The 21,358-nt window shown below is 48.2% G+C and carries 21 protein-coding genes, 3 tRNA genes and 1 other annotated feature (1 of these 25 cut by a window edge); of the genes, 8 read left to right on the forward strand and 16 right to left on the reverse strand.

The window, feature by feature from the left end; translation table 11 throughout:
* On the reverse strand, positions 1-1,775 hold a 1,775-nt coding region (locus tag GF617_RS07060; protein WP_239006371.1), incomplete at its 3' end, for a site-specific DNA-methyltransferase.
* Between the two features lie 194 nt (positions 1,776-1,969).
* Between GF617_RS07060 and GF617_RS07065 the strand changes: the two genes are divergently transcribed.
* Complete coding sequence (locus tag GF617_RS07065) at positions 1,970-3,358, forward strand: SpnT protein (protein WP_117054970.1); 1,389 nt, start codon at positions 1,970-1,972, stop codon at positions 3,356-3,358.
* A 46-nt stretch (positions 3,359-3,404) separates the two neighbouring features.
* Here GF617_RS07065 and GF617_RS07070 read toward each other — a convergent pair whose 3' ends face one another.
* From GF617_RS07070 to emmdR, 3 genes are all read right to left on the reverse strand, one after another.
* Complete coding sequence (locus GF617_RS07070; protein WP_047730338.1) at positions 3,405-4,679, reverse strand: integrase arm-type DNA-binding domain-containing protein; 1,275 nt, start codon at positions 4,677-4,679, stop codon at positions 3,405-3,407.
* 180 nt (positions 4,680-4,859) lie between these two features.
* Positions 4,860-4,935: transfer RNA gene (locus GF617_RS07075), tRNA-Asn, on the reverse strand.
* Between the two features lie 80 nt (positions 4,936-5,015).
* Positions 5,016-6,491, reverse strand: a complete 1,476-nt coding sequence (gene emmdR, locus GF617_RS07080; RefSeq protein WP_181620011.1) for a multidrug efflux MATE transporter EmmdR — start codon at positions 6,489-6,491, stop codon at positions 5,016-5,018.
* A gap of 194 nt (positions 6,492-6,685) precedes the next feature.
* Between emmdR and GF617_RS07085 the strand changes: the two genes are divergently transcribed.
* Positions 6,686-6,761, forward strand: a tRNA-Asn gene (locus GF617_RS07085).
* A 157-nt stretch (positions 6,762-6,918) separates the two neighbouring features.
* Here the strand turns inward: GF617_RS07085 and cbl are convergent.
* On the reverse strand, positions 6,919-7,869 hold the full coding sequence (gene cbl, locus GF617_RS07090) for an HTH-type transcriptional regulator Cbl (protein WP_181620012.1): 951 nt from the start codon (positions 7,867-7,869) through the stop codon (positions 6,919-6,921).
* 96 nt (positions 7,870-7,965) lie between these two features.
* Positions 7,966-8,883: a nitrogen assimilation transcriptional regulator NAC gene (nac, locus tag GF617_RS07095; protein WP_181620013.1), complete on the reverse strand. Its 918-nt coding sequence runs from the start codon at positions 8,881-8,883 to the stop codon at positions 7,966-7,968.
* A gap of 321 nt (positions 8,884-9,204) precedes the next feature.
* On the opposite strand from nac, the gene GF617_RS07100 reads away from it, so the two are divergent.
* Both GF617_RS07100 and GF617_RS07105 read left to right on the forward strand, forming a co-directional pair.
* Positions 9,205-9,280 (forward strand) — tRNA-Asn (locus GF617_RS07100).
* Between the two features lie 174 nt (positions 9,281-9,454).
* Positions 9,455-9,790, forward strand: a complete 336-nt coding sequence (locus tag GF617_RS07105) for a gamma-glutamylcyclotransferase family protein (protein WP_181620019.1) — start codon at positions 9,455-9,457, stop codon at positions 9,788-9,790.
* Positions 9,791-9,845: 55 nt separating this feature from the next.
* On the opposite strand, the gene GF617_RS07110 is transcribed toward GF617_RS07105, so the two are convergent.
* On the reverse strand, positions 9,846-10,091 hold the full coding sequence (locus GF617_RS07110; RefSeq protein WP_181620020.1) for a YmjA family protein: 246 nt from the start codon (positions 10,089-10,091) through the stop codon (positions 9,846-9,848).
* Between the two features lie 201 nt (positions 10,092-10,292).
* Here GF617_RS07110 and GF617_RS07115 point away from each other — a divergent pair, with 201 nt between their 5' ends.
* Positions 10,293-10,991 (forward strand): RluA family pseudouridine synthase, encoded by a 699-nt coding sequence (locus tag GF617_RS07115; RefSeq protein ID WP_203451387.1) that lies wholly within the window; start codon positions 10,293-10,295, stop codon positions 10,989-10,991.
* 100 nt (positions 10,992-11,091) lie between these two features.
* Here the strand turns inward: GF617_RS07115 and GF617_RS27070 are convergent, their stop codons facing one another.
* The gene (locus tag GF617_RS27070) at positions 11,092-11,361 is read right to left on the reverse strand and encodes a hypothetical protein (RefSeq protein WP_249415149.1); all 270 of its coding nucleotides are present in this window, start codon (positions 11,359-11,361) and stop codon (positions 11,092-11,094) included.
* Between the two features lie 273 nt (positions 11,362-11,634).
* On the opposite strand from GF617_RS27070, the gene GF617_RS07120 reads away from it, so the two are divergent.
* Complete coding sequence (locus GF617_RS07120) at positions 11,635-12,387, forward strand: hypothetical protein (protein WP_239006373.1); 753 nt, start codon at positions 11,635-11,637, stop codon at positions 12,385-12,387.
* Between the two features lie 110 nt (positions 12,388-12,497).
* On the opposite strand, the gene GF617_RS07125 is transcribed toward GF617_RS07120, so the two are convergent.
* The 4 genes from GF617_RS07125 to dacD all read right to left on the reverse strand — a co-directional run bounded on the left by GF617_RS07125 (position 12,498) and on the right by dacD (position 15,932).
* The gene (locus tag GF617_RS07125; RefSeq protein ID WP_008499467.1) at positions 12,498-12,833 is read right to left on the reverse strand and encodes a DUF496 family protein; all 336 of its coding nucleotides are present in this window, start codon (positions 12,831-12,833) and stop codon (positions 12,498-12,500) included.
* Positions 12,834-13,001: 168 nt separating this feature from the next.
* Positions 13,002-14,060: an FUSC family protein gene (locus GF617_RS07130; RefSeq protein ID WP_181620023.1), complete on the reverse strand. Its 1,059-nt coding sequence runs from the start codon at positions 14,058-14,060 to the stop codon at positions 13,002-13,004.
* A 94-nt stretch (positions 14,061-14,154) separates the two neighbouring features.
* On the reverse strand, positions 14,155-14,628 hold the full coding sequence (gene sbmC / locus GF617_RS07135) for a DNA gyrase inhibitor SbmC (protein ID WP_181620024.1): 474 nt from the start codon (positions 14,626-14,628) through the stop codon (positions 14,155-14,157).
* Between the two features lie 131 nt (positions 14,629-14,759).
* A complete protein-coding gene (gene dacD / locus GF617_RS07140; protein WP_181623797.1) occupies positions 14,760-15,932 on the reverse strand; it encodes a serine-type D-Ala-D-Ala carboxypeptidase DacD in 1,173 nt (390 codons plus the stop codon).
* 204 nt (positions 15,933-16,136) lie between these two features.
* On the opposite strand from dacD, the gene sbcB reads away from it, so the two are divergent.
* On the forward strand, positions 16,137-17,561 hold the full coding sequence (gene sbcB, locus GF617_RS07145; RefSeq protein WP_203451388.1) for an exodeoxyribonuclease I: 1,425 nt from the start codon (positions 16,137-16,139) through the stop codon (positions 17,559-17,561).
* A gap of 57 nt (positions 17,562-17,618) precedes the next feature.
* On the opposite strand, the gene GF617_RS07150 is transcribed toward sbcB, so the two are convergent.
* The 4 genes from GF617_RS07150 to GF617_RS07165 form a co-directional block, all read right to left on the reverse strand.
* A complete protein-coding gene (locus tag GF617_RS07150) occupies positions 17,619-18,980 on the reverse strand; it encodes an APC family permease (RefSeq protein WP_181620026.1) in 1,362 nt (453 codons plus the stop codon).
* On the reverse strand, positions 18,970-19,032 hold the full coding sequence (gene yoeI, locus GF617_RS27495; RefSeq protein WP_181623798.1) for a membrane protein YoeI: 63 nt from the start codon (positions 19,030-19,032) through the stop codon (positions 18,970-18,972). The genes GF617_RS07150 and yoeI overlap by 11 nt, the downstream gene beginning before the upstream one ends.
* Before the next feature lie 220 nt (positions 19,033-19,252).
* On the reverse strand, positions 19,253-20,182 hold the full coding sequence (locus tag GF617_RS07160; RefSeq protein ID WP_181620027.1) for a LysR family transcriptional regulator: 930 nt from the start codon (positions 20,180-20,182) through the stop codon (positions 19,253-19,255).
* 41 nt (positions 20,183-20,223) lie between these two features.
* On the reverse strand, positions 20,224-21,048 hold the full coding sequence (locus GF617_RS07165; protein ID WP_181620028.1) for an SDR family oxidoreductase: 825 nt from the start codon (positions 21,046-21,048) through the stop codon (positions 20,224-20,226).
* A 175-nt stretch (positions 21,049-21,223) separates the two neighbouring features.
* Between GF617_RS07165 and hisL the strand changes: the two genes are divergently transcribed.
* The gene (gene hisL / locus GF617_RS07170; RefSeq protein ID WP_001364200.1) at positions 21,224-21,274 is read left to right on the forward strand and encodes a his operon leader peptide; all 51 of its coding nucleotides are present in this window, start codon (positions 21,224-21,226) and stop codon (positions 21,272-21,274) included.
* Positions 21,250-21,358 (forward strand) — a sequence feature (His leader region); it runs 15 nt beyond the window's last position. It overlaps the preceding gene by 25 nt.

Genomic DNA, 21,358 nt, shown 5'->3' on the forward strand with positions numbered 1-21,358 from the left:
TCGGCCCAGATCCGCGAAATTTTAATCAGCGAGTCAGCTTGGGAAGAAATGACCTGCTTATTCGCACCTTCCTTAGCAAAGCAGGTAAACAATTTGCCACCTTCAACGCAAGAAACGGTTAATCCATCAAACTGACGGGTTTCAATGTTTACACTCAGGTCAATACCACGTTTGAGCATCAACTCTGTGAGCAAATCTTCTTCACTACGGCCTTCAAGGATTGGGCTTACATAGGCATCAAGTTGTTGTGAAAGGCTTTCCGCTGTTGCTTCCCACGGACGGATATTAGATGTATCGAGTTTGAAAACACGAAAACCAACGTCACCTTTCCACTCTGGATTGTCTTCACGAACCTTTTTACCCGCGCGGCGGAGGCGTTCTTTGGTTAGTTCTGATATTGTATGGTATTTTTCATCATCTATTTTTTCAGGTAATTGCACAGCAATATATCGGCGTGAACCACTGTCAGCAATATTTTTATTCAAAGTTGCGTGAGCCGTGGTACCTGACCCAGCGAAAAAATCTAGGATAATACTATTTTTATCATTGGTTGTTGCTAAATGTAATATTCTATCTAATAATCTCAATGGTTTAGGCGTGTCAAAGAATACAGATTCTCCCTCCATGAGTTTTTTTAGTTCCTGTTTGGCCTCTTGATTATGGCCACATTCTTTATATGACCACCATGTTGTAGGAACAACACCATCTTGGACCTCAGTCAGGAATCTTTTGATTGATGGAACATTATTACCATTTTCTCCAAACCAAATTTTATTTTCTTTACACAATTCTGCAAAACGTTTTTCAGAAACCTGCCAGCATCTACTGGCGGGAGGAGTTACAATACGTCCTGATGGTGTGGTAATTGAGTAATCATTAGCCTTGGAATAAGTTTTGACTGATAAATCTACAGACTTCCAAACTCCACGAGGGTCATTGTCGGGGTTTTTATACGCTGCATTTTGTTCGTCTGATCTTGGTAGAAAATCTATGTTCCAACCATTTGAATCATTTTTTGAATTCTTCCGTTGCTTTGCATATACTAAAATATGATCATGCATATCACTAAAATATGTGGCATCATTTTGTGGTGAGTATTTTTTTTGCCATACAATATTAGCAACAAAGTTCTCTTCACCAAAGATTTCCGAGCAAACTTTTTTTAAATTATCAACTTCAGCATCATCAATGGAAATGAAAATAACCCCATCTTCTTTCAACAAGTTTCTTGCAAGTTTTAAACGTGGGTAAATCATATTTAACCAATCAGTATGGTAACGTCCACTGGTTTCTGTATTTGTGCTTAAACGTGCTCCGTCTTCTGTCTGTCCAGTAATTTCAAGATAATTTTTCATATTATCTTGGAAGTTATCAGGATAAACAAAATCTTTCCCGGTGTTGTAAGGAGGATCAATATATATAAGCTTAACTTTTCCAGTGTAGCTTTTTTGAAGAAGCTTCAATACTTCAAGGTTATCACCCTCGATCATGAGGTTCTTGGTGTTATCCCAATCAACGCTTTCATCTTTACATGGGCGTAAGGTTCCACGGGAAGGGGTAAGAGCAAGCTGACGAGCCTGACGCTTACCATGCCAGTTCAGGCCATAGCGTTCTTCTTTGTCGTCTACATTCTCACCCAAAAGCTGCTTTAAAACCTCAAAATCAACACTGTCTTCATTAAAAGCTTCAGGAAACAATGATTTAAGCTTGGTGATGTTATCAGCAGTGATATTCATTGATTGCAGTTCGGGCATTTCAGGCGAAAGTTTGTTCATTGACCATTCCACGTATCTGTATCAGGTTACTGTGTGATGGGGGATATTTTACGGTAAATAGTGCATTTCATCAATGAACAGCGTGCTACAGATTTCTTTTTAAATCATTATGTTAATGCTTTTATTGAATGTTCTGTCCTCGTGTTAGTACAATTAGCTTTTCTGCGTCTACCAAACATTATCAGGATGTGATGATGGCTAAACTGAACAAGAAACAACTTGCTTTACTCAAAGAAATACCTGCCGATCAACTCATGCAAATAATTTGTGATATTGCAGAGGATAATGGTCAGGCAAAATCCTTTATTATTAATAAATATCTGTTAACTCCAGAAGAATCACTGAAAAAGGCTGAGGCTGAATACAAAAGGGTAATTAAAACAAAACGCTTTTATGATTATTATGAAGCAGCGGTTTTTTTTGAGGGGCTATACAGGAATGTCATATTTCCACTTGAAAAGACGGTATCAACGCTGCCTGAAAAAACCGAGGCGTTTTGCCATGATTTACTGCTCTCATTTGATAAAATCAGCGAAATTGCTGATACATCAGATGGATCATGGATGGACTATTATAATGGTGCTGTCGAAATATGGTTAAAATCCCTGTCCCTACAAAAAGACAAAAGCATTGATGTTATAGCGGATAAAATAATTTCCGTACTTAAAGGTGATGTGTATTTTAACTTTGATATTTTTGATAAGTATAAAAAAGAACTGGGATACAATGTTATTCGTGTTTTAAGGGAAAGTCTTCTTAAGACAGGTGATGTCAATGGTGCTGTTGAGTTAAGTCTGTATATCAGGGATGTTGATTTCATCAGGCAATGCTTTGAGAAAAGAAAACTGAACCAGCCAGAATACATCATTAAGTTTGCTGAGTTGCTGGTTGATGAACTGTGCACTGAGGAAGCCATTCAGGTTCTCAATAAAATCAAAGAAGATAAATCAGTTGATCAGGCAGGGCTTCGTGATAAATGGACTGAGGTGTTGGCTCTGGCGTTGATTGAAGAAGGCGAGATTCAGCAGGCAAAAACAATTTGTATAGACGGATTTAAGAACAGGTGTGATGTTATTTTTTATAATATCTATAATCGGGTAGATAAAAATAATGACTCACTGGATTTGTTCTCTGGCATAGCAAAGAAAAAAGGCTTTCCGTTTGTTATTCTTTTCTTGTCCGGGACAGATAGTTATGGAAAACTTGATTCTGAAGTCATGAATGCGAGTGAAAATGAAATCGCAGAGATGATGTCTTTATTACGCGGTTCTTTTGTTCGTACCTTATCGAGTGAACTTTACAGGCATGGTTATGCATGTTCTGCAACTTTGCTCCGTAGAGTGCTGGCAGAGGACAGTATCAGTCGTTCTCAGAGTAAATACTACACCTATGCAGCATCTGATATGAAAAAAAGCATTGATTACAGTAAAGATATTACATGGACTGAAAAAATCCCTTCTACAGAAGAGTATTTAAAATCCCTGTTTATTGAGCACAAAAGAAAATACGCACTCTGGGAAATAATGCTGGAAAAAATCGCTGGTTTAGTGATAGAGAAAGATTCAGTATCATATTCAGCATAGAGTGTAATTAAGCATGAAGTTGAAAGGCCGCGAACGGCCTTTCCCTTTATTTATTTGAAGCAAACTCAAACGGCCTGACCATATGATTGCTGTTAGCATCAAGGAAATCGGCCCACCACTGAAGCATCAGACGGCGTTGATCAAGGTGTTTAGCCTTGTGGGTATAAGCTGCCCGGACACTGTTGCTTTCCTTATGGCTCATCTGAAGCTCTACAGCGTCTTCTGACCATAGCCCGGACTCAATTAAGGCACTACAGGCCAGAGTGCGGAAACCGTGTCCACAGATGTCCTGCTTCGTGTTATATCCCATATTACGCAGGGCTTTGTTGATGGTGTTTTCACTCATGGGTTTAAACGAGTCATAACAGCCAGTGAAGATTAATCCATCATCATGGCCTTCTTCATAAGTCAGTTGTCGGATCTCTTTTAGTATCCTCATAGCTTGCTTACAAAGGGGAACGAAGTGCTTACGCTTCATTTTGGCACCACGAGTCGAATGTTTGACGTTTTCAATTGCTTCACGCTGTTCGGGTATCACCCATAACTTACTTTTGAAATCAATTTCAGACCAGCGAGCGAAACGCAGCTCACTGGAACGAATGAAAATCATCAGATTGAGCTGTATTGCCAGTATGGTTAACCTGCGGCCTTTGTATTCGGCAATTTTGTTCAGTAGCTGGGGTATTTCTTCCAGCTCAAGTGCAGGGCGGTGTTCAGTTTGTGGTTTCTGAACTGCACCTTCCATATCATAGGCTGGGTTATGGCGTATCAGCTTTTGCTGGACGGCATGACGCAGGATTGCCGTAATGTATTGTTGAATGCGCATGGCAACTTCAAGATAACCAAGTGCCTCAACCTTTTTCACCGGAACCAGCAGATCACCCGTATCCAGTTCGGCAACATCTTTGTCACCGATTACCGGGAAGACATAAGTTTCAAGGCGCTTCCATACGGCATCACCATAATCATCAGACCATTTTGTTTTCGTAGAGAACCACGCTTTGGCTACTGTTCTGAAGGAGCGTGTATTATCACGTTTGGCTTTAAGCTCTTTAACCTCTGCCTGTTTCTTTGCATTAGGGTCAATACCCTGAGCCAGAAGCCTTCTGGCCTCGTCACGGCGTTGTCTTGCGTCAGAAAGAGAAACTGCAGGGTAAACACCAATAGAGAAGAGTTTTTGTTTCCCTTCGAAGCGGTAAGCCATTTGCCAGTATTTCGAACCTTTAGGGGTAACACGAAGGAACATACCAAAGCCATCAGTAAGCTTGTATTCCTTCTCAAGGGGTTTTGCATTTTTTGCTTTAATATCAGTCAGTGACATGAAAACACCCCCTCATTTGTTGGTAAAAGAGAAATCGAACCAGCATTACCAGCATTTTTACCATCAAAATGATATGGCTTCGAGTGGTTTTTAGTGAACGAGGGTGAACGACTGAGAGGGGATAACCAATTGATAGAAATGCAGAAAGCAGACGTTAGTGAACGTCTGCTTCCCTTAAATTGGCTCCTCTGACTGGACTCGAACCAGTGACATACGGATTAACAGTCCGCCGTTCTACCGACTGAACTACAGAGGAATCGTGTGAACGGGGCGCATATTATCGATGCTACCCCGTGATGTCAAAGGCAGAATGCAGAATTCTGATCGTTTGCCGATTTATTCTCCATTTCGGCCATTTGGTACGCATTCTGCGGTTCCTGATTCAGCAATCCCCGATTTCTTGCGGGGATATTTCCACAGCCAGCGGCCACTCACCATACGCCAGTAGAACAGCACACCGCGAACTGCCCAGTCGAGGAACATACCCAGCCAGACGCCGACAACGCCCATCCCAAGCATAATTCCCAGCGTATAGCCTGCCACCACGCGACAACCCCACATGCCCAGCATCGACACCCACATCGCAAACCGGGCGTCACGTGCGCCCTTCAACCCGGCAGGAAGAACCCACGATGCCGCCCAAATCGGCATAAACAGGGCATTCAGCCAGATCAGTATCTTGACCACCTCTTTTACGTCGTCTTCGTGTGTATAGAAGGAGGCCATCAGCCCGGCAAAGGGCGCAGTCCCCCAGGCTATCGCCGTCAACCCTATCGTCGACAGCCAAAATACATGGCGCAACTGGCGTTCTGCCTGGCCTATCTGTCCTTTTCCAAGCCGTTTGCCTGTGATAATCGTCGACGCAGACCCCAGGGCGTTCCCCGGAAGGTTGATGAGCGATGCAATGGAAAAGGCGATAAAGTTACCGGCGATGACATCCGTCCCCATTCCTGCAACGAACATTTGCGTGAGAAGCTTCCCACCGTTAAACAGCACGGACTCGATGCTGGCCGGGATCCCAATCCCCATCACTTCCCAGATAATGGCGAAATTGAGTGGCCGGAAAAAGCTCCTGAAGGTAATGCGCAATGCCGGGTTAAAACCCGCCATCAACACCCCAACAATAGCGAACGCACCGATATAGCGGGAGATTGTCAGCCCAAGACCTGCGCCGACAAACCCCAGCCCATCCCACGAGAAAACGCCGTAAATCAGGATACTGCTGATGATAATGTTCAGAATGTTCATCCCACCGTTAATCAACAGCGGAATTTTGGTGTTCCCTGCCCCACGAAGCGCACCACTACCAATTAAGGCTATCGCCGCCGCCGGATAGCTCAGAACGGTCATCTCCAGATAGGTCAGCGCCAGATCTTTGACTTCATTCGTCGCTTCCCCGGCAACAATATCGATAATTTCTTTACCGAAATAATGGATCACCGCTGCCAGAATGATTGAGAAAATCGTCATGATCATGAGCGATTGTCGGGCTGCTTCGCGCGCCCGTTTGGGGTCGAGTTTGCCTAGGCTGAAAGCAACAACAACCGTGGTCCCGAGATCGATAGCGGCAAAAAACGACATCACTACCATATTAAAGCTGTCGGCCAGCCCGACGCCTGCCATTGCCTCTTTACCGAGCCAGCTTACCAGGAAGGTGCTCAATACCCCCATCAGCAGGACGCAGGTATTCTCCAGAAAAATAGGTACGGCAAGAGGGGTGATTTCACGCCAGAACAAAACACGATAGCTTTTGCGTTTAGCATACCAGGGCGTGCGCATGAGCACCTGGCGTAAGGGGGCGGTGACGTTCAAAAAGAGACCTTAGCGAGAAAGTTGAAACTCCATTTCAAATGATGATGGAGAAAAGCTAATCCTGCAAAGTATTTTCCACAAAAATATGTTTGGAATTACAACAAACTGACGACAGAATCAGCAATCAATCGTATTCATCTAAGATCAGGTTTGACAAAACTTTTTTCGCCGCTAAGATAGGCCTCCAAACCGATTCCTCTGTAGTTCAGTCGGTAGAACGGCGGACTGTTAATCCGTATGTCACTGGTTCGAGTCCAGTCAGAGGAGCCACATTTAAAAAGCCTGCTTTTGAAGCAGGCTTTTTGCTTTTGTGAACACGGTAAATGTGAAACCGCCGCCCTGTTGGCGTTTTGAGTTTTTGCTCTCTCAGCCCTTTGGGAAAAGGCCGAGAAGAGAATATTACGCTACCGGTTAACTCTTCCCATGCCTAAATCTGATAATCGATCGCCACTTCTTCCGGTTCCATCACCTGACGCTTAATTTCATCCACCGATAGTCCCGCATTGCATAACTCGATAAATCGCCACACGTAGTTGCGCTGTAATTGCCCACGCTTCAGGCCCAGCCATACCGTATTCGCATCAAACAGATGCCGTGTATCAAGGCGTACCAGATTGCCTACTTCACGCTCACCACCGGACTGTTCAGCCACAAGACCGATCCCCAGACCGAGCTCCACATAGGTTTTAATGACATCGGAATCCTGCGCACTCAGCACCACATCTGGCGTCAGCCCTTTGCGATTGAAGGCCTCATCAATGCGAGAACGTCCGGTAATCCCCTGACGGTAGGTAATAAGCGGCCACTTGCTGATCTCTTCAAGCGTAAGAGGAGAAACCTGATGAAGCGGATGGTCAACAGGTAAAAGCAGGCTGTGATACCAACGAAACCAGGGAAATGCCACCAGCAGCGGATCGTTGCTGAGTCGTTCGCTGGCTATTCCGATATCCGCCCCACCGTTTTGCAGCAACACTTCGATTTCCTGCGGTGTTCCCTGAATCAGTTCCAGGCGAACCTCCGGGAATAGCTCACGAAATGCTTTGATGACGGGAGGTAAACTGTACCGTGCCTGAGTATGGGTCGTCGCGATGGTCAACACGCCGGAGGCATCATTGGTGAAGAGATCGGCCAGCCGACGAACATTGCTGGCTTCATTGAGGATCCGCTCGGCAATGGTCAGTAAAGCCTTGCCAGGCTCCGTCATACCAAGCAGGCGCTTGCCGCGACGAATGAATATTTCAATACCAAGCTCTTCTTCCAGCTCACGAATATGGCGGCTCACGCCCGACTGGGAGGTATAAAGCATGTTGGCGACTTCGGTCAGGTTGTAATCCCGCCTTGCCGCCTCACGGATAATTTTAAGTTGCTGGAAATTCACGATTCACTCCGCCGCATCTGATATCGCTCTATTGTTAGAGTCAGCTGAGCCGCAGAACAAATAATAAAAACCAGCATCTTATTCCTTTATGGAATATCAGCTCACCAACTGCAGTTCGCGATTCTCCAGAGAAGGACGGCTAACCAAAGACATCAGGATCTCTTTTACCGCCTGCGCTTGTGGTGACAAAGAGCCGCGAGCGGACATATTCAGCGACAGAGGTAGACTCATGGACGGCGTAGTAATCCGCGCCATCCAGCCATTCGCAGCGCTACTCAGGGAGCGTGCGGCCGATTCAGGCAGAACGGTCACCCCCATTCCGCTGGCAATTGCTGCGGTCAACGTGGAGATGGAATCAATTTCACCGATGATTTTTGCCGTCAGGCGACGCAGCGAGAACGCTTCGTCCACGCGGACACGCACTGCACTGTAATCGCGCGGTAAGAACAAGTTCATTTCAGCCACTGCAGTCAGGTCAATACTCTGGCCCGGACAGTCGCGGGTTCCCACCAGATAAAGATCCTCTTTCAGCAGCGGCTGGCTGCTGATTCCGGCAACCGGGGAACGATCGTAAAGCACCGCCATATCCAGTTGGCCGTTGAGCAATTTTTCATTGAGCACAGAGCCGCTGTTTTCATGTAAATAGACCAGCACTTCAGGGAGCTCTGCACGAACGGCCTGGAGCAATGGCATGGTAATAGAGGATGCTGCAGTTCCCGGGGCCAGCCCGATGGAAACCTGGCCGCTGAGCGTTTGTCCGACGTTATTCACTGCCAGTTGTGCCTGTTCGCACTGGCGCAGGATGGTGCGAGCGTGAGTGTAAAGGATCTTACCGGCTTCGGTTGGCGTGACACCACGTTTAGTACGGATCAACAGTTGCTGATCCAGTTCACCTTCCAGAGTGGCTACCTGCTGGCTCAGCGCAGGCTGCGCGATATGCAACACTTCAGCCGCCTGGGTCAGGCTGCCGATATCGACGATTTTTACGAAGTATTTCAGTCGTCTTAAGTTCATTTTGCCCCCTGTTCGAAATGCAGTGCCGGTACTGGCGCTAATTGTTAAAGAGGTTTTTGCAATATGAGTGCCAGTTTTCATAAGAGGTCTGATATGTCCGCTAACCGCCTGAAAATAAGGAAATCTAATCATCAATACGGGTTTCATTACCGAAACAGCGGTTTATGATCTGCCCCATAAGGGGTACTTGCGCACTAAAACAGTGCAATTCGTTGTGAAAAACACCACTTTGCTGATTTTGTCAGCAAACGATCAAAGCGGGGTGATCCACCCTTTGACAAGCGCAACTGACGTCGCTAATATTCGCCCCGTTCACACGATTCCTCTGTAGTTCAGTCGGTAGAACGGCGGACTGTTAATCCGTATGTCACTGGTTCGAGTCCAGTCAGAGGAGCCAAATTTGAAAAGCCTGCTTTTAAAGCAGGCTTTTTGCTTTCTACCGCTTAATCCCTGAACTCACACGTACAACCGCAATAACTCAGCGTATTCTGCCCGTTGCCAACCTTACCATCACGCCGTATGTTGAATGCTTTTCCCGTCCACCCGGCTTTAGTGTGTTAAAGGTAAGAATATGAAACCTCTGTTTGTCTACGGTACGCTGCGTCCCGGTCAATCCAATGCCTATATTCTCGACAACATTGGCGGAGAATGGTTACCTGGCTATGTTACGGGAACATTTTACGAGAGTGGCTGGGGGCCAGCCGAAGGTTTCCCCGGAATAGTGCTGGATAAAGGCAACGCTCGTGTCGAGGGGTATCTGTTTCTATCCGACAATCTCAGCGCCCATTGGCCAATGCTGGATGAATTCGAAGAGGGTTATGACCGCGTTGAGGTCGATGTGATGCTCGCGGATGGGACACAGGTTGTTGCATGGATTTATCAGCTACAGGCCCTGGCGGATCGATAACCGCCGAAGACCTGTTGCGCCAACCCGATAGTGCAGTGGTCATTCGGTTTAAGGGCTACTCATTGCCCCATTGATTCAGAAACATCGCGATCTCATCAATGCGCTGCTCATCGATTCCGGCTTCATCAGCCATGTCTTTCTGCGCCTCCTCACTGATCTCTTCGTTGTTCATTAAACGGGTAAGCAGTAGCTGGAAATAGAGCGCCAGAGGATCACGTTCTGACTCGCTAACCGGCTTTGCGCACTCCGTCGCATACTCATCTGCGATGTCATAATATTTCAGTGGTACGTTATTGTTCATTAATTAACCCTCAGGGTGAATGCCAGCATTATTCGCCTGGATAATAGCACTCCTGATGTGTTTTTTCTGTCATCCCGGCAAGGACCGGTAAATATCCTGCTCACGGCGTGACAGTTATGCCTTTACCTGACGTACCGCCGGATTAGCCAGTAGGACGAAAATTCGTTATTATCCGCACCCACTCCCCCTTCAGGCAGCCTGATGTCTACGATTTTAGATACCTTTATTGCCCCACCCTGTCATGACAAGATAGAGACACTCTATCAGGACGATCATCTGGTGCTTATCAATAAGCCCGCCGGGTTGCTTAGCCTCTCCGGGAAAAATCCACAAAATCTCGACTCGGTACATCATCGGCTGGTTAAAATCTTCCCCGGTTGTACACTGGTTCATCGCCTTGATTTCGGGACGTCCGGGCTGATGGTCATTGCCAGAAATAAAGCCATCAATGCCATTCTCTGCCAGCAATTCAGCCAACGGACCGTCACTAAAGTATACAGCGCCCTGCTCTGCGGGCATCTGGATGACGATGAAGGAGTGATAGATGCGGCCATTGCCAAAGATCCGGCGCTTTTTCCGTTGATGTCGATTTGCGCTATCCACGGCAAGCCAGCCCGCTCTCGCTTCCGAGTCGTTGAACGCTTTTACCGTGAACAGGACGATGGTACGTTACTGCCGTTAACGCGGGTACAACTCACCCCGGAAACCGGACGCACCCATCAGCTCCGTATCCACTGCCAGAAATTAGGTCATCCTATTCTGGGCTGCGACCTGTATGGTGGTCGTCTGCTTCCTGGCACGGAAAACACGCCGCGACTGATGCTACACGCCAGCGAGCTGCATTTTGTCCATCCGGTCAGCCAGGAGTGGATCACCGCCCATCATCCCAGCCCGTTTTGAGGGTAAACCTGTTGTGACCAGGCTTACAGCATTCTCAGCCAGACGACAGCGACTGCCTCTCGTCCATTGAGGCCTGGCAATACAGGCATAAAGATGTTGATCACTTTTTCCTGAACAGAGCCGTAAATGCTGCCGCTAACACCCCGATCAAGGGCATGGATATCGCACCCGATAAGAAATTATGGTGATCAATTTGCTGTTCCTTGCGGATATCAGCAAAGCGGGCAAGCGCGTCTTTTTCATCAGCGGCGTTGACCTCTTCAAATTGTTTTTCATAACCCTGTTCAGTCAGCTGAAAAGCACCATCGGCGGCAGATCTTTCCAGCGCAATAATTTGCTGACCTTTTTTAAAAAAGCAGTACTCTGGTATTTGGTACTCCTTGTAATGGAGAGAGTCACTATAAAATATATCTGGTCTTATTTAATTTCGTACACCGCTATCTAATCTCCCCCCCTGATCCAGTAGGTATATTGCTCAAATCAACGCAGTCATACATCAGAACCTATTAAAGATTGATACCCTGCGACCGATATATTTCATGCTCCAGGCAGGGAGTCATGCCACGCAATCAGGAACAAAAAACGGGACAGACGGCTAGGATCTACGCAACTCGCTAAAATATTGACAAAAGGAAATGCAGATATGATCACCCCATTAAGCAATACACATCATTCCAGTCGTCATACTGTTGATACTTGGCGTACAGCACCTAAGCCTGTCTCGTTAATCAATTCTGATAATACAACTGATACGGTGGATAACCTGCCCCCAAAAGACGCCGCGTTTTCCTCTCTGGCTTATCAATTAAGTGACAGCGCAAACCGGGCGGACACAGCATATGCAGTTCTGACCAGGGAAGAGCTCGGTGAACAAGCATCCACTTTGCTTAAGAAAATCACCGGGACAACTTATGACGCCAGCCGGGCCGCTCGTCACGCCGAAACGCCTGATTCGTCTGATCCCGAACGTGTAGCCAGAGCTGCGGAAGCGACAGCGTTTGTTAGCGGAAATGGGAAAAATCCATTTGCCGGTCTTTCACGAGAAAGTCTTGCCCTCATTACCTATGATGACAGTGGACTCTACACCACGAATGAAAGAAGAGCGGCATGGGAAGAGTCATATGATCAGGAGTATTCATGGCGAAAAGAGGTGGTCGCTCAAGCGATGGCGGAATATGACAGCAGTGGGAAATTGACTGATTTTTTCAGTTCAGTGCTAAAACACTATGAAACACTCCCGGCGATTGAACAAGCACAGTATCCGGACAACTACGCCGCGAAACTGCAGAAATGGATTGATCTCGATTACAACTATTTTAGTAATACCGTAGAAGGTAAAGGAACGTCGGAAGATATTATTTCACTCCAGGAAAGTCTGAACGTACTGAAACACTGAAAAATACGTCAGGGTATGCAGAAACAAGCTGGCTCAATCATCACCCTGAATCCCGGCGATACAAAAAAGGCTCCCTGTTGCCAGAGAGCCCTTTCAACGTTTAGCGGCGATTATTCGCTTTTTGCTTCACCGTTTTTGATTTCGCCCATCACTTTCAGCTTTTTGGAGATGTCACGACGTTCTTTGGACAGCTCAGCATTTTTGATGATGTAGTCGTCAACGCGATCTTCGTAATCGCTCTTCATGCTGGCGATGATGCCCTGGATGGCTTCAACACTCATACCTGGCTTGATGTAATCGCTCAGGTTATCGAGCAGCAGAACACGTTTCTGGTTGTCACGGATCTTCTTCTCAACGTCCTGGATTTCACGCTGCAGTTTATTTTTGCGGCGGAACAGGCGGACGAATTCCAGAACATCCTGGAACGAAGGCTTGGTAGTTTCCATTTTTACACCCCTGATAATGTGAGATTCGGATTCGTTAAAGCAACCGTTGTAATATTAACCTTACTGACAGCGGTCGCGAATGACAATGGGTATATCGTTTGACGCTATCATAACCCCAATTGGTGCTGAATCGAAGCAGCAGGCGTCACATATGGCGATAGCTGCTTTTTATTTGCGCAACGCCCGGCAAATCAGATGCGATAACAACTCCAGTTGACGAGCCAGTTCCATACTCAGCCAGACATACCCATGAATCGGTGTTTCTGCAACATTGTCGTTCTGCCGCTCGCTAATTAACTGTTTTAACTCAGCAACAATCTCATTCAGACGCTCACTGTTGGCCAGAATCGGCTGGGGATTCCCTTCATACAAGGCATGGGCAATAGTGAGCAACGTTTGCTGCGTCATTTGCTGTGTCTCTTTCAGCGTATGAGCATTGAGCATCAGCAGATGACTGGCTCGCGAAGCCCAGTGCGCATTGATTTGCAATTCCAGCATACAGACGAGATTACGGCTGACGGTCTGAATCGCTTCAAAAATTGATTTCTGGATATGCGTCTCTTTGCTGGCAGGGGTAATCAGGCCACGCATCTTGACCACATCATTAAGGATCTTTTGCAGGTGCTTTTCCAGACGTGGCCTCTCAACCAGATTGGGCGAGAAACCTGCCTGGTAAACACGGTTGAACGACGTGACGTAGTTTGCCATCTGGATACGCCAGTGCAGGAAGGCACGCTGCGGCCAAATGCCCGTGAAAAGCATCGCCAGCAAAGAACCGAGAACCACATCACCGCTTCGCCATAATGCTGTCGTCATGTCACCTGCAGGTGCGCCGACGACGACGGACAAGGTGATGCCAATCAGTAGCGCCTGATAGGGTTTTTTACCCAGCGCAAGCCAACCGCACAGGAACATAGCTCCCGCACACCACATCAACATGACGGGAAACGAAATCAGTTCCAGCTTAAGCGCAATCAAACCTAATGCCGAGCCAAATACCGTTCCACCAATACGCTCGAATGCCCGAGGTACAACGTTTCCCCAAAAAGAGATTGGCCCCATGATCACCACCAGCGTAATCAGTGGCCATGTTCCCTCCGGGACATGCAGCATCCGTACCAGTACAAAGGTCAGAATAAACGCCAGCGCAATGCGACAGCCATGCACAACGCGGTAATGTTGATACAACTTAATTTCAAAAGGCGTTAATGATTTGTCGGGACGCACACCCGCTCTCCAGCTATACGGCAAATCACAATTGTACTGTGTTTTCAGCCGGGCGGATCACACCCGGCTGAAAAACCCTGATTTTACCAGGAAATTAACCCGCTTTATGTTCTACCGCAACATACATCTCAATATCCCAGTAGCCATCAGCGTTACCGTCATTAAGGTAGCGTTCAAAACAGGGTTTTGCGGCGAGTTGATAGTGATGATCTTGCAGCAGAGAATTAAAGAAATTGTACCAGGGTGTGGCGAAATCGAAATTCTCGACGCGAGCGGTAGCAACGGCATAATCGCCAGCGGCGACTTCTGTCATCATCACACCTTCGCTGTTTTCAGGAATAACAAAATCGTCCGGAACCGTCACGGCGGTGTCACATCGTAGCTTTTCCGCTGGCACGACATCAGGGTTGTCGTAGTAAACCGCTACCCATTCCAGCGGCTGAATGTGATGTCCGTCGACCCACATAACCAGTTGTTCGAAACCTTGCTTTACCGTCTGTTCCCACGGCCCAACCAGATGGAAGCCCGCAATTTTACGCTTCTGTTGCTGTCTGACGCTGTAGTCCATACACCCTCCACTTATCACTGTATATATATACAGTTTAAATCAGTTTTTTTACGACCGGCAAATGAGGAGTGTTTATTATGTGAGCAGACTCGCAACCTTGCCAGTCTGCTCGGCAGTAGGAAGGCGGATAGTCAGATTTTGTGGTGCAGATAGTCGCTCAGTCGCGAGAACATACCGCCCTTATCCACCCCTTCCAGCGTGACCAACGGCCAGTGCGCCACAACCTTATCGCGGTCATACAACTGAATTTCCCCGACTCTCTGATGGGCGGCAATTGGGGCTTCAAGCTCTTTTCTATCCAGCACGTATTTGGCCTTTATGTTTGGCACTTCTGCTTTCGGTAATGCGAGCCAGAAATCCTGATCTGTCCCCAGCGTAACCTGCTCTTTATCGCCATACCAGATGCGCTCGGTTCCCACTTGCTTGCCGCTATGCAGGATCTGTACGGTATCGAAATTCTGCTGGCCCCAGTGCAATAATTTACGAGCCTGATCTTCACGTCCTTTCGGGCTATCCGCCCCCATCACCACGGCAATCAGACGACGCTGGCCATCAACCGCTGAAGCAATCAGATTAAAGCCCGCGCCTGAGGTGTGGCCCGTTTTAAGACCATCGACATTCATCGTTTTGTCCCACAACAGACCATTGCGGTTCTGCTGGGTTATCCCATTCCAGGTCAGGCTCTTTTCACTGTACATGTGGTAAAACTCAGGCTCTCCGTGAATGATTGCCCGTGAAAGCACTGCCAGGTCATAGGCAGAACTGTGCTGCCCCGGCGCATCAAGGCCGTGTACCGTTTCAAAGTGCGTATCTCGCAGATTCAGCTTCTGAACATAATCATTCATCATGTTGACGAACTGCGGCTGCCCTCCGGCTACATGATCGGCTAACGCCACACACGCATCGTTACCGGAATCCACAATCAGACCACGGCTCAGATCGCGCACCGACACACGATCGCCGGGTTTCAGGAACATCAGGGAAGAACCGTCAAATACCGGGTTACCTTTTGCCCAGGCGTCACGGCCAACGGTAACAATATCGTCCGGGGTAATACGATGGCTATCAATAGCGCGATCGACAACATATCCCGTCATTAGCTTGGTAAGGCTCGCCGGATTGCGTTGTTGATGCTCGTTGCCCGCAGTCAGGATTTGACCTGTGGTGTAATCCATCAGCACCCACGCCCCCGCCTGAATAGCAGGCGGCTGCGGTGAAAAATCCAGGGGTTCGACAGCCAGTGCAGATGAGATACTCGAAGCGAGTAAAGAAACAGCAATAAACAGACGGCGTTTCAACGGTATATCCTCAGGTCATTTAAAATCGTTGACCTTTTTACGGGACTTCTGATGTCGTTACCTGCCTTAATTGCAAAAAAATGTGACAAAGAGCGTGTTTTTATCTGAAGACGCCTCGCAAATTTCATGCCTGAGGGCGCTTTTTATTCGGTCTACCCGGTGCGATCGTTTACCATAGAGGCGTCACTTTTTAACAGGATGGTATTACTGGTGTCTGACTCCGCCGCGCGCCCAACATTTTTATTCCACGATTATGAAACCTTTGGCACTCACCCGGCACTGGACCGCCCTGCACAGTTTGCTGCCATCCGTACCGACGCTGATTTCAACATCATTGGCGAGCCTGAAGTCTTTTACTGCAAACCCGCAGATGACTACCTGCCACAACCAGGTGCAGTTATGGTTACCGGCATTACGCCGCAAGAAGCGCGCGAAAAAGGCGTCAGCGAAGCCGAGTTTGCGCGCCGCATTCATGACCTGTTTACCGTGCCAAATACCTGCGTAGTGGGCTACAACAACATCCGCTTTGACGATGAAGTGACGCGCAATATTTTTTATCGCAACTTCTACGATCCTTACGCCTGGAGCTGGCAAAACCGTAATTCTCGCTGGGATCTGCTGGACATCATGCGTGCCTGCTACGCCTTGCGACCTGAAGGAATCAACTGGCCGGAAAACGACGACGGATTGCCCAGCTTCAGGCTTGAGCATCTGACGCGCGCCAATGGGATCGAACACGGTAATGCGCACGATGCCATGGCCGACGTTTATGCCACCATCGCGATGGCGAAACGGGTGAAAACAGCCCAGCCGCGCCTGTTTGAGTATCTGTTAAGCCACCGCAGCAAACAGAAACTCACCACGCTGATTGACGTTCCGCAGATGAAACCGCTGGTACATATTTCAGGTATGTTCGGTGCGTGGCGGGGTAACACCAGTTGGGTGGCCCCACTCGCCTGGCATCCTGACAATCGTAATGCCGTCATCATGGTCGATTTAGCGGGTGATATTTCCCCTCTGCTGGAACTCAACAGCGATCAACTCCGCGAGCGGCTTTACACCCCGAAAAGCGAACTGGGAGATGCAGTCGCAGTGCCACTGAAACTGGTGCACATCAACAAATGCCCGGTTCTGGCACAAGCCAATACCCTGCGCCCGGAAGATGCGGACAGACTGGGGATTAACCGTCAACACTGTCTCGATAACCTGAAAGTGCTGCGTGATAACCCGCAAGTGCGAGAAAAAGCGGTGGCTATTTTTGCTGAGGCAGAACCCTTTGTTCCCTCTGAAAACGTGGATGCACAACTTTATAACGGCTTCTTTAGCGACGCTGACCGCGCAGCCATGGCAATTGTTTTGCAAACAGAGCCACGTAATTTACCGGCGCTGGATATCAGCTTTGCCGATAGTCGTATTGAAAAGTTGATGTTCAATTACCGGGCGCGTAATTATCCCGGTACGCTCGATGAAGCAGAACAAGAACGGTGGTTGCAGCATCGCCGGAACGTCTTTACTCCGGAGTTTTTGCACCGTTATGCCGAAGAACTGGAAATGCTCTACACACAGTATGAAGGGAATGCGGAAAAGCAGACGCTGCTGAAAGCCCTGTATCAGTATGCTCAGGAAATTGTGTAAACCATTTAGGCATAAAAAAACCGGAGACGTTGTCTCCGGTTTTTTTTACTGCGCTTGTTACTGCGCGATATCTTCGTACTGAGGAACCGGGTTACGGAAGCTCTTCGTGACACAAGCCAGATACACCAGGCCAATAGCGCCCCAGATAAGACCCAGAATCATGGAGCTTTCTTCCAGGTTAATCCACAACGCACCAACCGTCAGAGCCCCACATACCGGCAACACCAGGTAGTTGAAGTGGTCTTTCAGCGTTTTGTTGCGCTTCTCACGGATCCAGAACTGGGAGATCACAGAGAGGTTAACAAAGGTAAAGGCCACCAGCGCACCAAAGTTAATCAGTGCCGTTGCGGTTACCAGGTCAAACTTAATAGCCAGCAGCGCAATAACACCCACCAGCAACACGTTCCACGCCGGAGTACGCCATTTCGGATGAACGTAACCAAAGAAGCGAGTTGGGAACACGCCATCACGTCCCATCACGTACATCAGACGAGAGACGCCCGCATGTGCCGCCATACCGGATGCCAGAACGGTTACGCTGGAGAAGATCAGCACGCCCCACTGGAAGGTTTTACCCGCAACATACAGCATGATTTCAGGCTGTGATGCATCCGGATCTTTAAAGCGAGAGATATCCGGGAAGTACAGTTGCAGGAAGTAAGATGCGCCGATAAACACCAGACCACCGATAAGCGCCGTCAGGAAGATAGCTTTCGGGATCACGCGTTCAGCATCTTTGGTTTCTTCGGACAGCGAAGAGATACCGTCGAAGCCCAGGAACGAGAAGCACAGAATAGTCGCACCGGTAATCATCGGCACAACGTGTGCGCCTTCAGACCAGAATGGACGCGTACTGGTCAGCGTACCTGCACCTTCACCGTGAGCCACACCATAAATAATCAGGCCAACGATAACCGCTACAATCCCCATCTGCAGAATCACGATCAGGGTATTGAAGTTCGCCACAGTCTTGATGCTGCGCAGGTTAGAGATGGTCATAAAGGCCACCAGTGCGACAACAAAGATCCACGACGGAACAGAAGGCACAAGCGCTTCAAAGTAAATTTTTGCCAGCAGAATGTTGATCATCGGCATGAACAGGTAGTCCAGCAGAGATGACCAGCCCACCATAAAGCCGACAGCCGGGCTAATGGATTTCTGAGCATAAGTGTACGCAGAGCCTGCAGACGGGAAACGGCGAACCAGTTTACCGTAGCTCAACGCCGTAAAGAGAATGGCGACCAGCGCAAAGGCATAAGCCGTCGCAACGTGACCGTCAGTGAGGCCTGAGACGATACCAAACGTATCGAACAGCGTCATCGGCTGCATATAGGCAAGGCCCATCATAACAACCGGAATCAACGTAAGCGTTTTACGTAATTCCACGCGAGAGGTTTTTGGAGTAGCGTTATGCGACATGGTTATTCCCCTTTACGGTGAACACCGCCACGTAAGCAAAAAATTGCCCCATTTTCTGGATTCCTCAGCGACAACAACTGTCGGATTTTAGTAAATATCTATCCGGTACGAAGCCCGGCCTCTTGGTTTTTAGTTTCGTTTCGTACATGCAAAAAAAAATAACCGACGCCTTTTATATCGTCGATTATTCATTTGTTTGCAGCGGCGGCATTTTGCCCTATTCCGGATACAAAAGGCAATAGATTGATAAGGCCATCCACATTTTCTTTTTTCTAACTGACTGATTTATCAACACCTGCCTGAGCATACACAGCAGCAATAGCACTATTTGCTAAAATCTCATCCCGCCACCATGCACTGGCAAGCCCGGCCGTTTGTTCATTCCAGCCAACCCATACTGACTCATTATTACTTTGCGCCATCACCTGTTTTTCAACCAATGCACCAGACTCAATAAACCGCTGAGCTAAATAGCGCGGCAGATAACCGCACCCCAGCCCGCTTATTTGCAGTTCCAGTTTAGTTTTAAAATCGAATACCGTAATGGCTTCCTGGTCGTCCAGCAGTTGTGAAGAAACCGCATATTCCTGACGCGAGCTGTCGCCCACGACAATGGCACGAAAACCTTTCAGGATCCGACGGTTAATCGGCTCCGGCTCATGGGCCAACGGGTGGTGTGGTGCGACGACAAAGACCTGTTCGAGCACACCCAGACGAGCAAAGCCAAAATCACTCAACTGGGGAGGTTCGTGCAGCGCACCGACGATAATATCCGCTCTCCCCTGGGTTAATGCATCCCACGAGCCACCCAGGACGCCATTAATGAAGATCAAACGCGTCACACTATGACGTTGATAAAAAGCTTCGATAAGTGGGGTCAGGAGGGAAAAGGGAAACGTATCATCAACGCCAATCACCAGTTGATTTTCCCATCCCTGGTGAAGTTTAACCGCCTGCTTTTCCAGCTCACGAACCGTATGAAGCACTTCACGCCCTTTCTCCAGCAGCATCTGGCCAGTACGGGTAAAACGCGCACGGTGACCTGAGCGGTCCAGAATCTGGATATTTAAATCGCTTTCAAGTTTATGGACGGTATAACTCAGCGCCGAAGGCGTTTTAAAGAGCTTTGCTGACGCCGCAGCAAAGCTCCCCTCTTTTTCCAGCGCATCGAGAATAATAAGAACATCCAGCAGCGGTTTCATTTTCGCCCCCTGGCGGCGTGCGATCGTCTCCGCTGTGGACATTATTCCATGGGCATCACCAGCGGGTCGGGATACTGATACTCAAATCCCAGTTCATGGCAAATACGATTACCATCAATGAGTTTGCCTTTTCCCTCACCCAGGGCATCACCAAAATAAGGCGGTGTCAAACCAAGCTGGCGTGCCATCAGGGGATAAAAAGTACTGCGTGATGGATGGGAAGGCGCACATATATTATAGATGTGTCCCCCTTTTGGAGCCTGAAGGAGTAACGTAATTGCGCCAATCACATCTTCAAGATGCACAAGATTGACGCCATGCTGTCCATCAGGCGCTGATTTTCCGGCAAAGAAACGCCCGGGATGTCGTCCCGGCCCCACCAGTCCAGCCAGACGCAAAATATCAACCTGAGTGCCAGGAAGATTATGCAACCAGTCTTCCAGTTCCTTGAGAACCCGGCCACTCGCCGTCACCGGATGGCGAGCGGTGCTCTCTTTCACGCTCCCGTCAATATCACCGTATACCGATGTTGAGCTGGTGAAGATAATGCGGGGAATGTGATGTGCCAGCGCACTATCAACGATTTCCTGAACGGCCTGCAGGTAAAACGATTCACCCGGCCCGCTCCGTCGCGCCGGCAGCGTAATGACCAGCGCATCCACGTTCATTAACGCATCCAGATCGTCAGCATCACATACCAGTTCAGGTTCAAGACGCAAGGCGATACTCTCGATGCCGCACATTCGCGCCGCTTCAACACCATCCGTCGTGGTTTTACTTCCGGTGACTTGCCAGCCTTTCGCTGCTAATGACATCGCCAGCGGCATACCTAACCATCCCAGACCGACAATCGCGACCTTTTTCATGCGAGTTCTCCTGACTTTCATACGTCTGTCTTAAGGCTACGCCAGCCCTGCTGAACTGACAATTCATAGCATCAATATGAAATGAATTAATGATCAAAAAAAGCCCTTGCTTTATGTCACACAAGTGGTTTAGGTTAAAAGACATCACATGAATAAGCATTCATCGAGAACATATATGACACGCGTTCAATTTAAACACCACCATCATCACCATCATCCTGACTAGTCTTTCAGGCGATGTGTGCTGGAAGACATTCAGATCTTCCAGTGGTGCGAGAACGCAAGAGAGAGCCCCCGGAAGATCATCTTC

It is taken from the genome of Lelliottia sp. RWM.1, from assembly GCF_016859735.1.
Taxonomy (GTDB): Bacteria; Pseudomonadota; Gammaproteobacteria; order Enterobacterales; family Enterobacteriaceae; genus Enterobacter.

Coding starts and splice junctions, on each gene's coding strand:
- GF617_RS07065 (WP_117054970.1), top strand. CDS start 1,970: ATGGCTAAACTGAACAAGAAACAACTTGCTTTACTCAAAGAAATACCT.
- GF617_RS07070 (WP_047730338.1), bottom strand. CDS start 4,679: ATGTCACTGACTGATATTAAAGCAAAAAATGCAAAACCCCTTGAGAAG.
- nac (WP_181620013.1), bottom strand. CDS start 8,883: ATGAACTTAAGACGACTGAAATACTTCGTAAAAATCGTCGATATCGGC.
- GF617_RS07105 (WP_181620019.1), top strand. CDS start 9,455: ATGAAACCTCTGTTTGTCTACGGTACGCTGCGTCCCGGTCAATCCAAT.
- GF617_RS07110 (WP_181620020.1), bottom strand. CDS start 10,091: ATGAACAATAACGTACCACTGAAATATTATGACATCGCAGATGAGTAT.
- GF617_RS07115 (WP_203451387.1), top strand. CDS start 10,293: ATGTCTACGATTTTAGATACCTTTATTGCCCCACCCTGTCATGACAAG.
- GF617_RS07120 (WP_239006373.1), top strand. CDS start 11,635: ATGATCACCCCATTAAGCAATACACATCATTCCAGTCGTCATACTGTT.
- GF617_RS07125 (WP_008499467.1), bottom strand. CDS start 12,833: ATGGAAACTACCAAGCCTTCGTTCCAGGATGTTCTGGAATTCGTCCGC.
- sbmC (WP_181620024.1), bottom strand. CDS start 14,628: ATGGACTACAGCGTCAGACAGCAACAGAAGCGTAAAATTGCGGGCTTC.
- GF617_RS07150 (WP_181620026.1), bottom strand. CDS start 18,980: ATGTCGCATAACGCTACTCCAAAAACCTCTCGCGTGGAATTACGTAAA.
- GF617_RS07160 (WP_181620027.1), bottom strand. CDS start 20,182: ATGAAACCGCTGCTGGATGTTCTTATTATTCTCGATGCGCTGGAAAAA.
- GF617_RS07165 (WP_181620028.1), bottom strand. CDS start 21,048: ATGAAAAAGGTCGCGATTGTCGGTCTGGGATGGTTAGGTATGCCGCTG.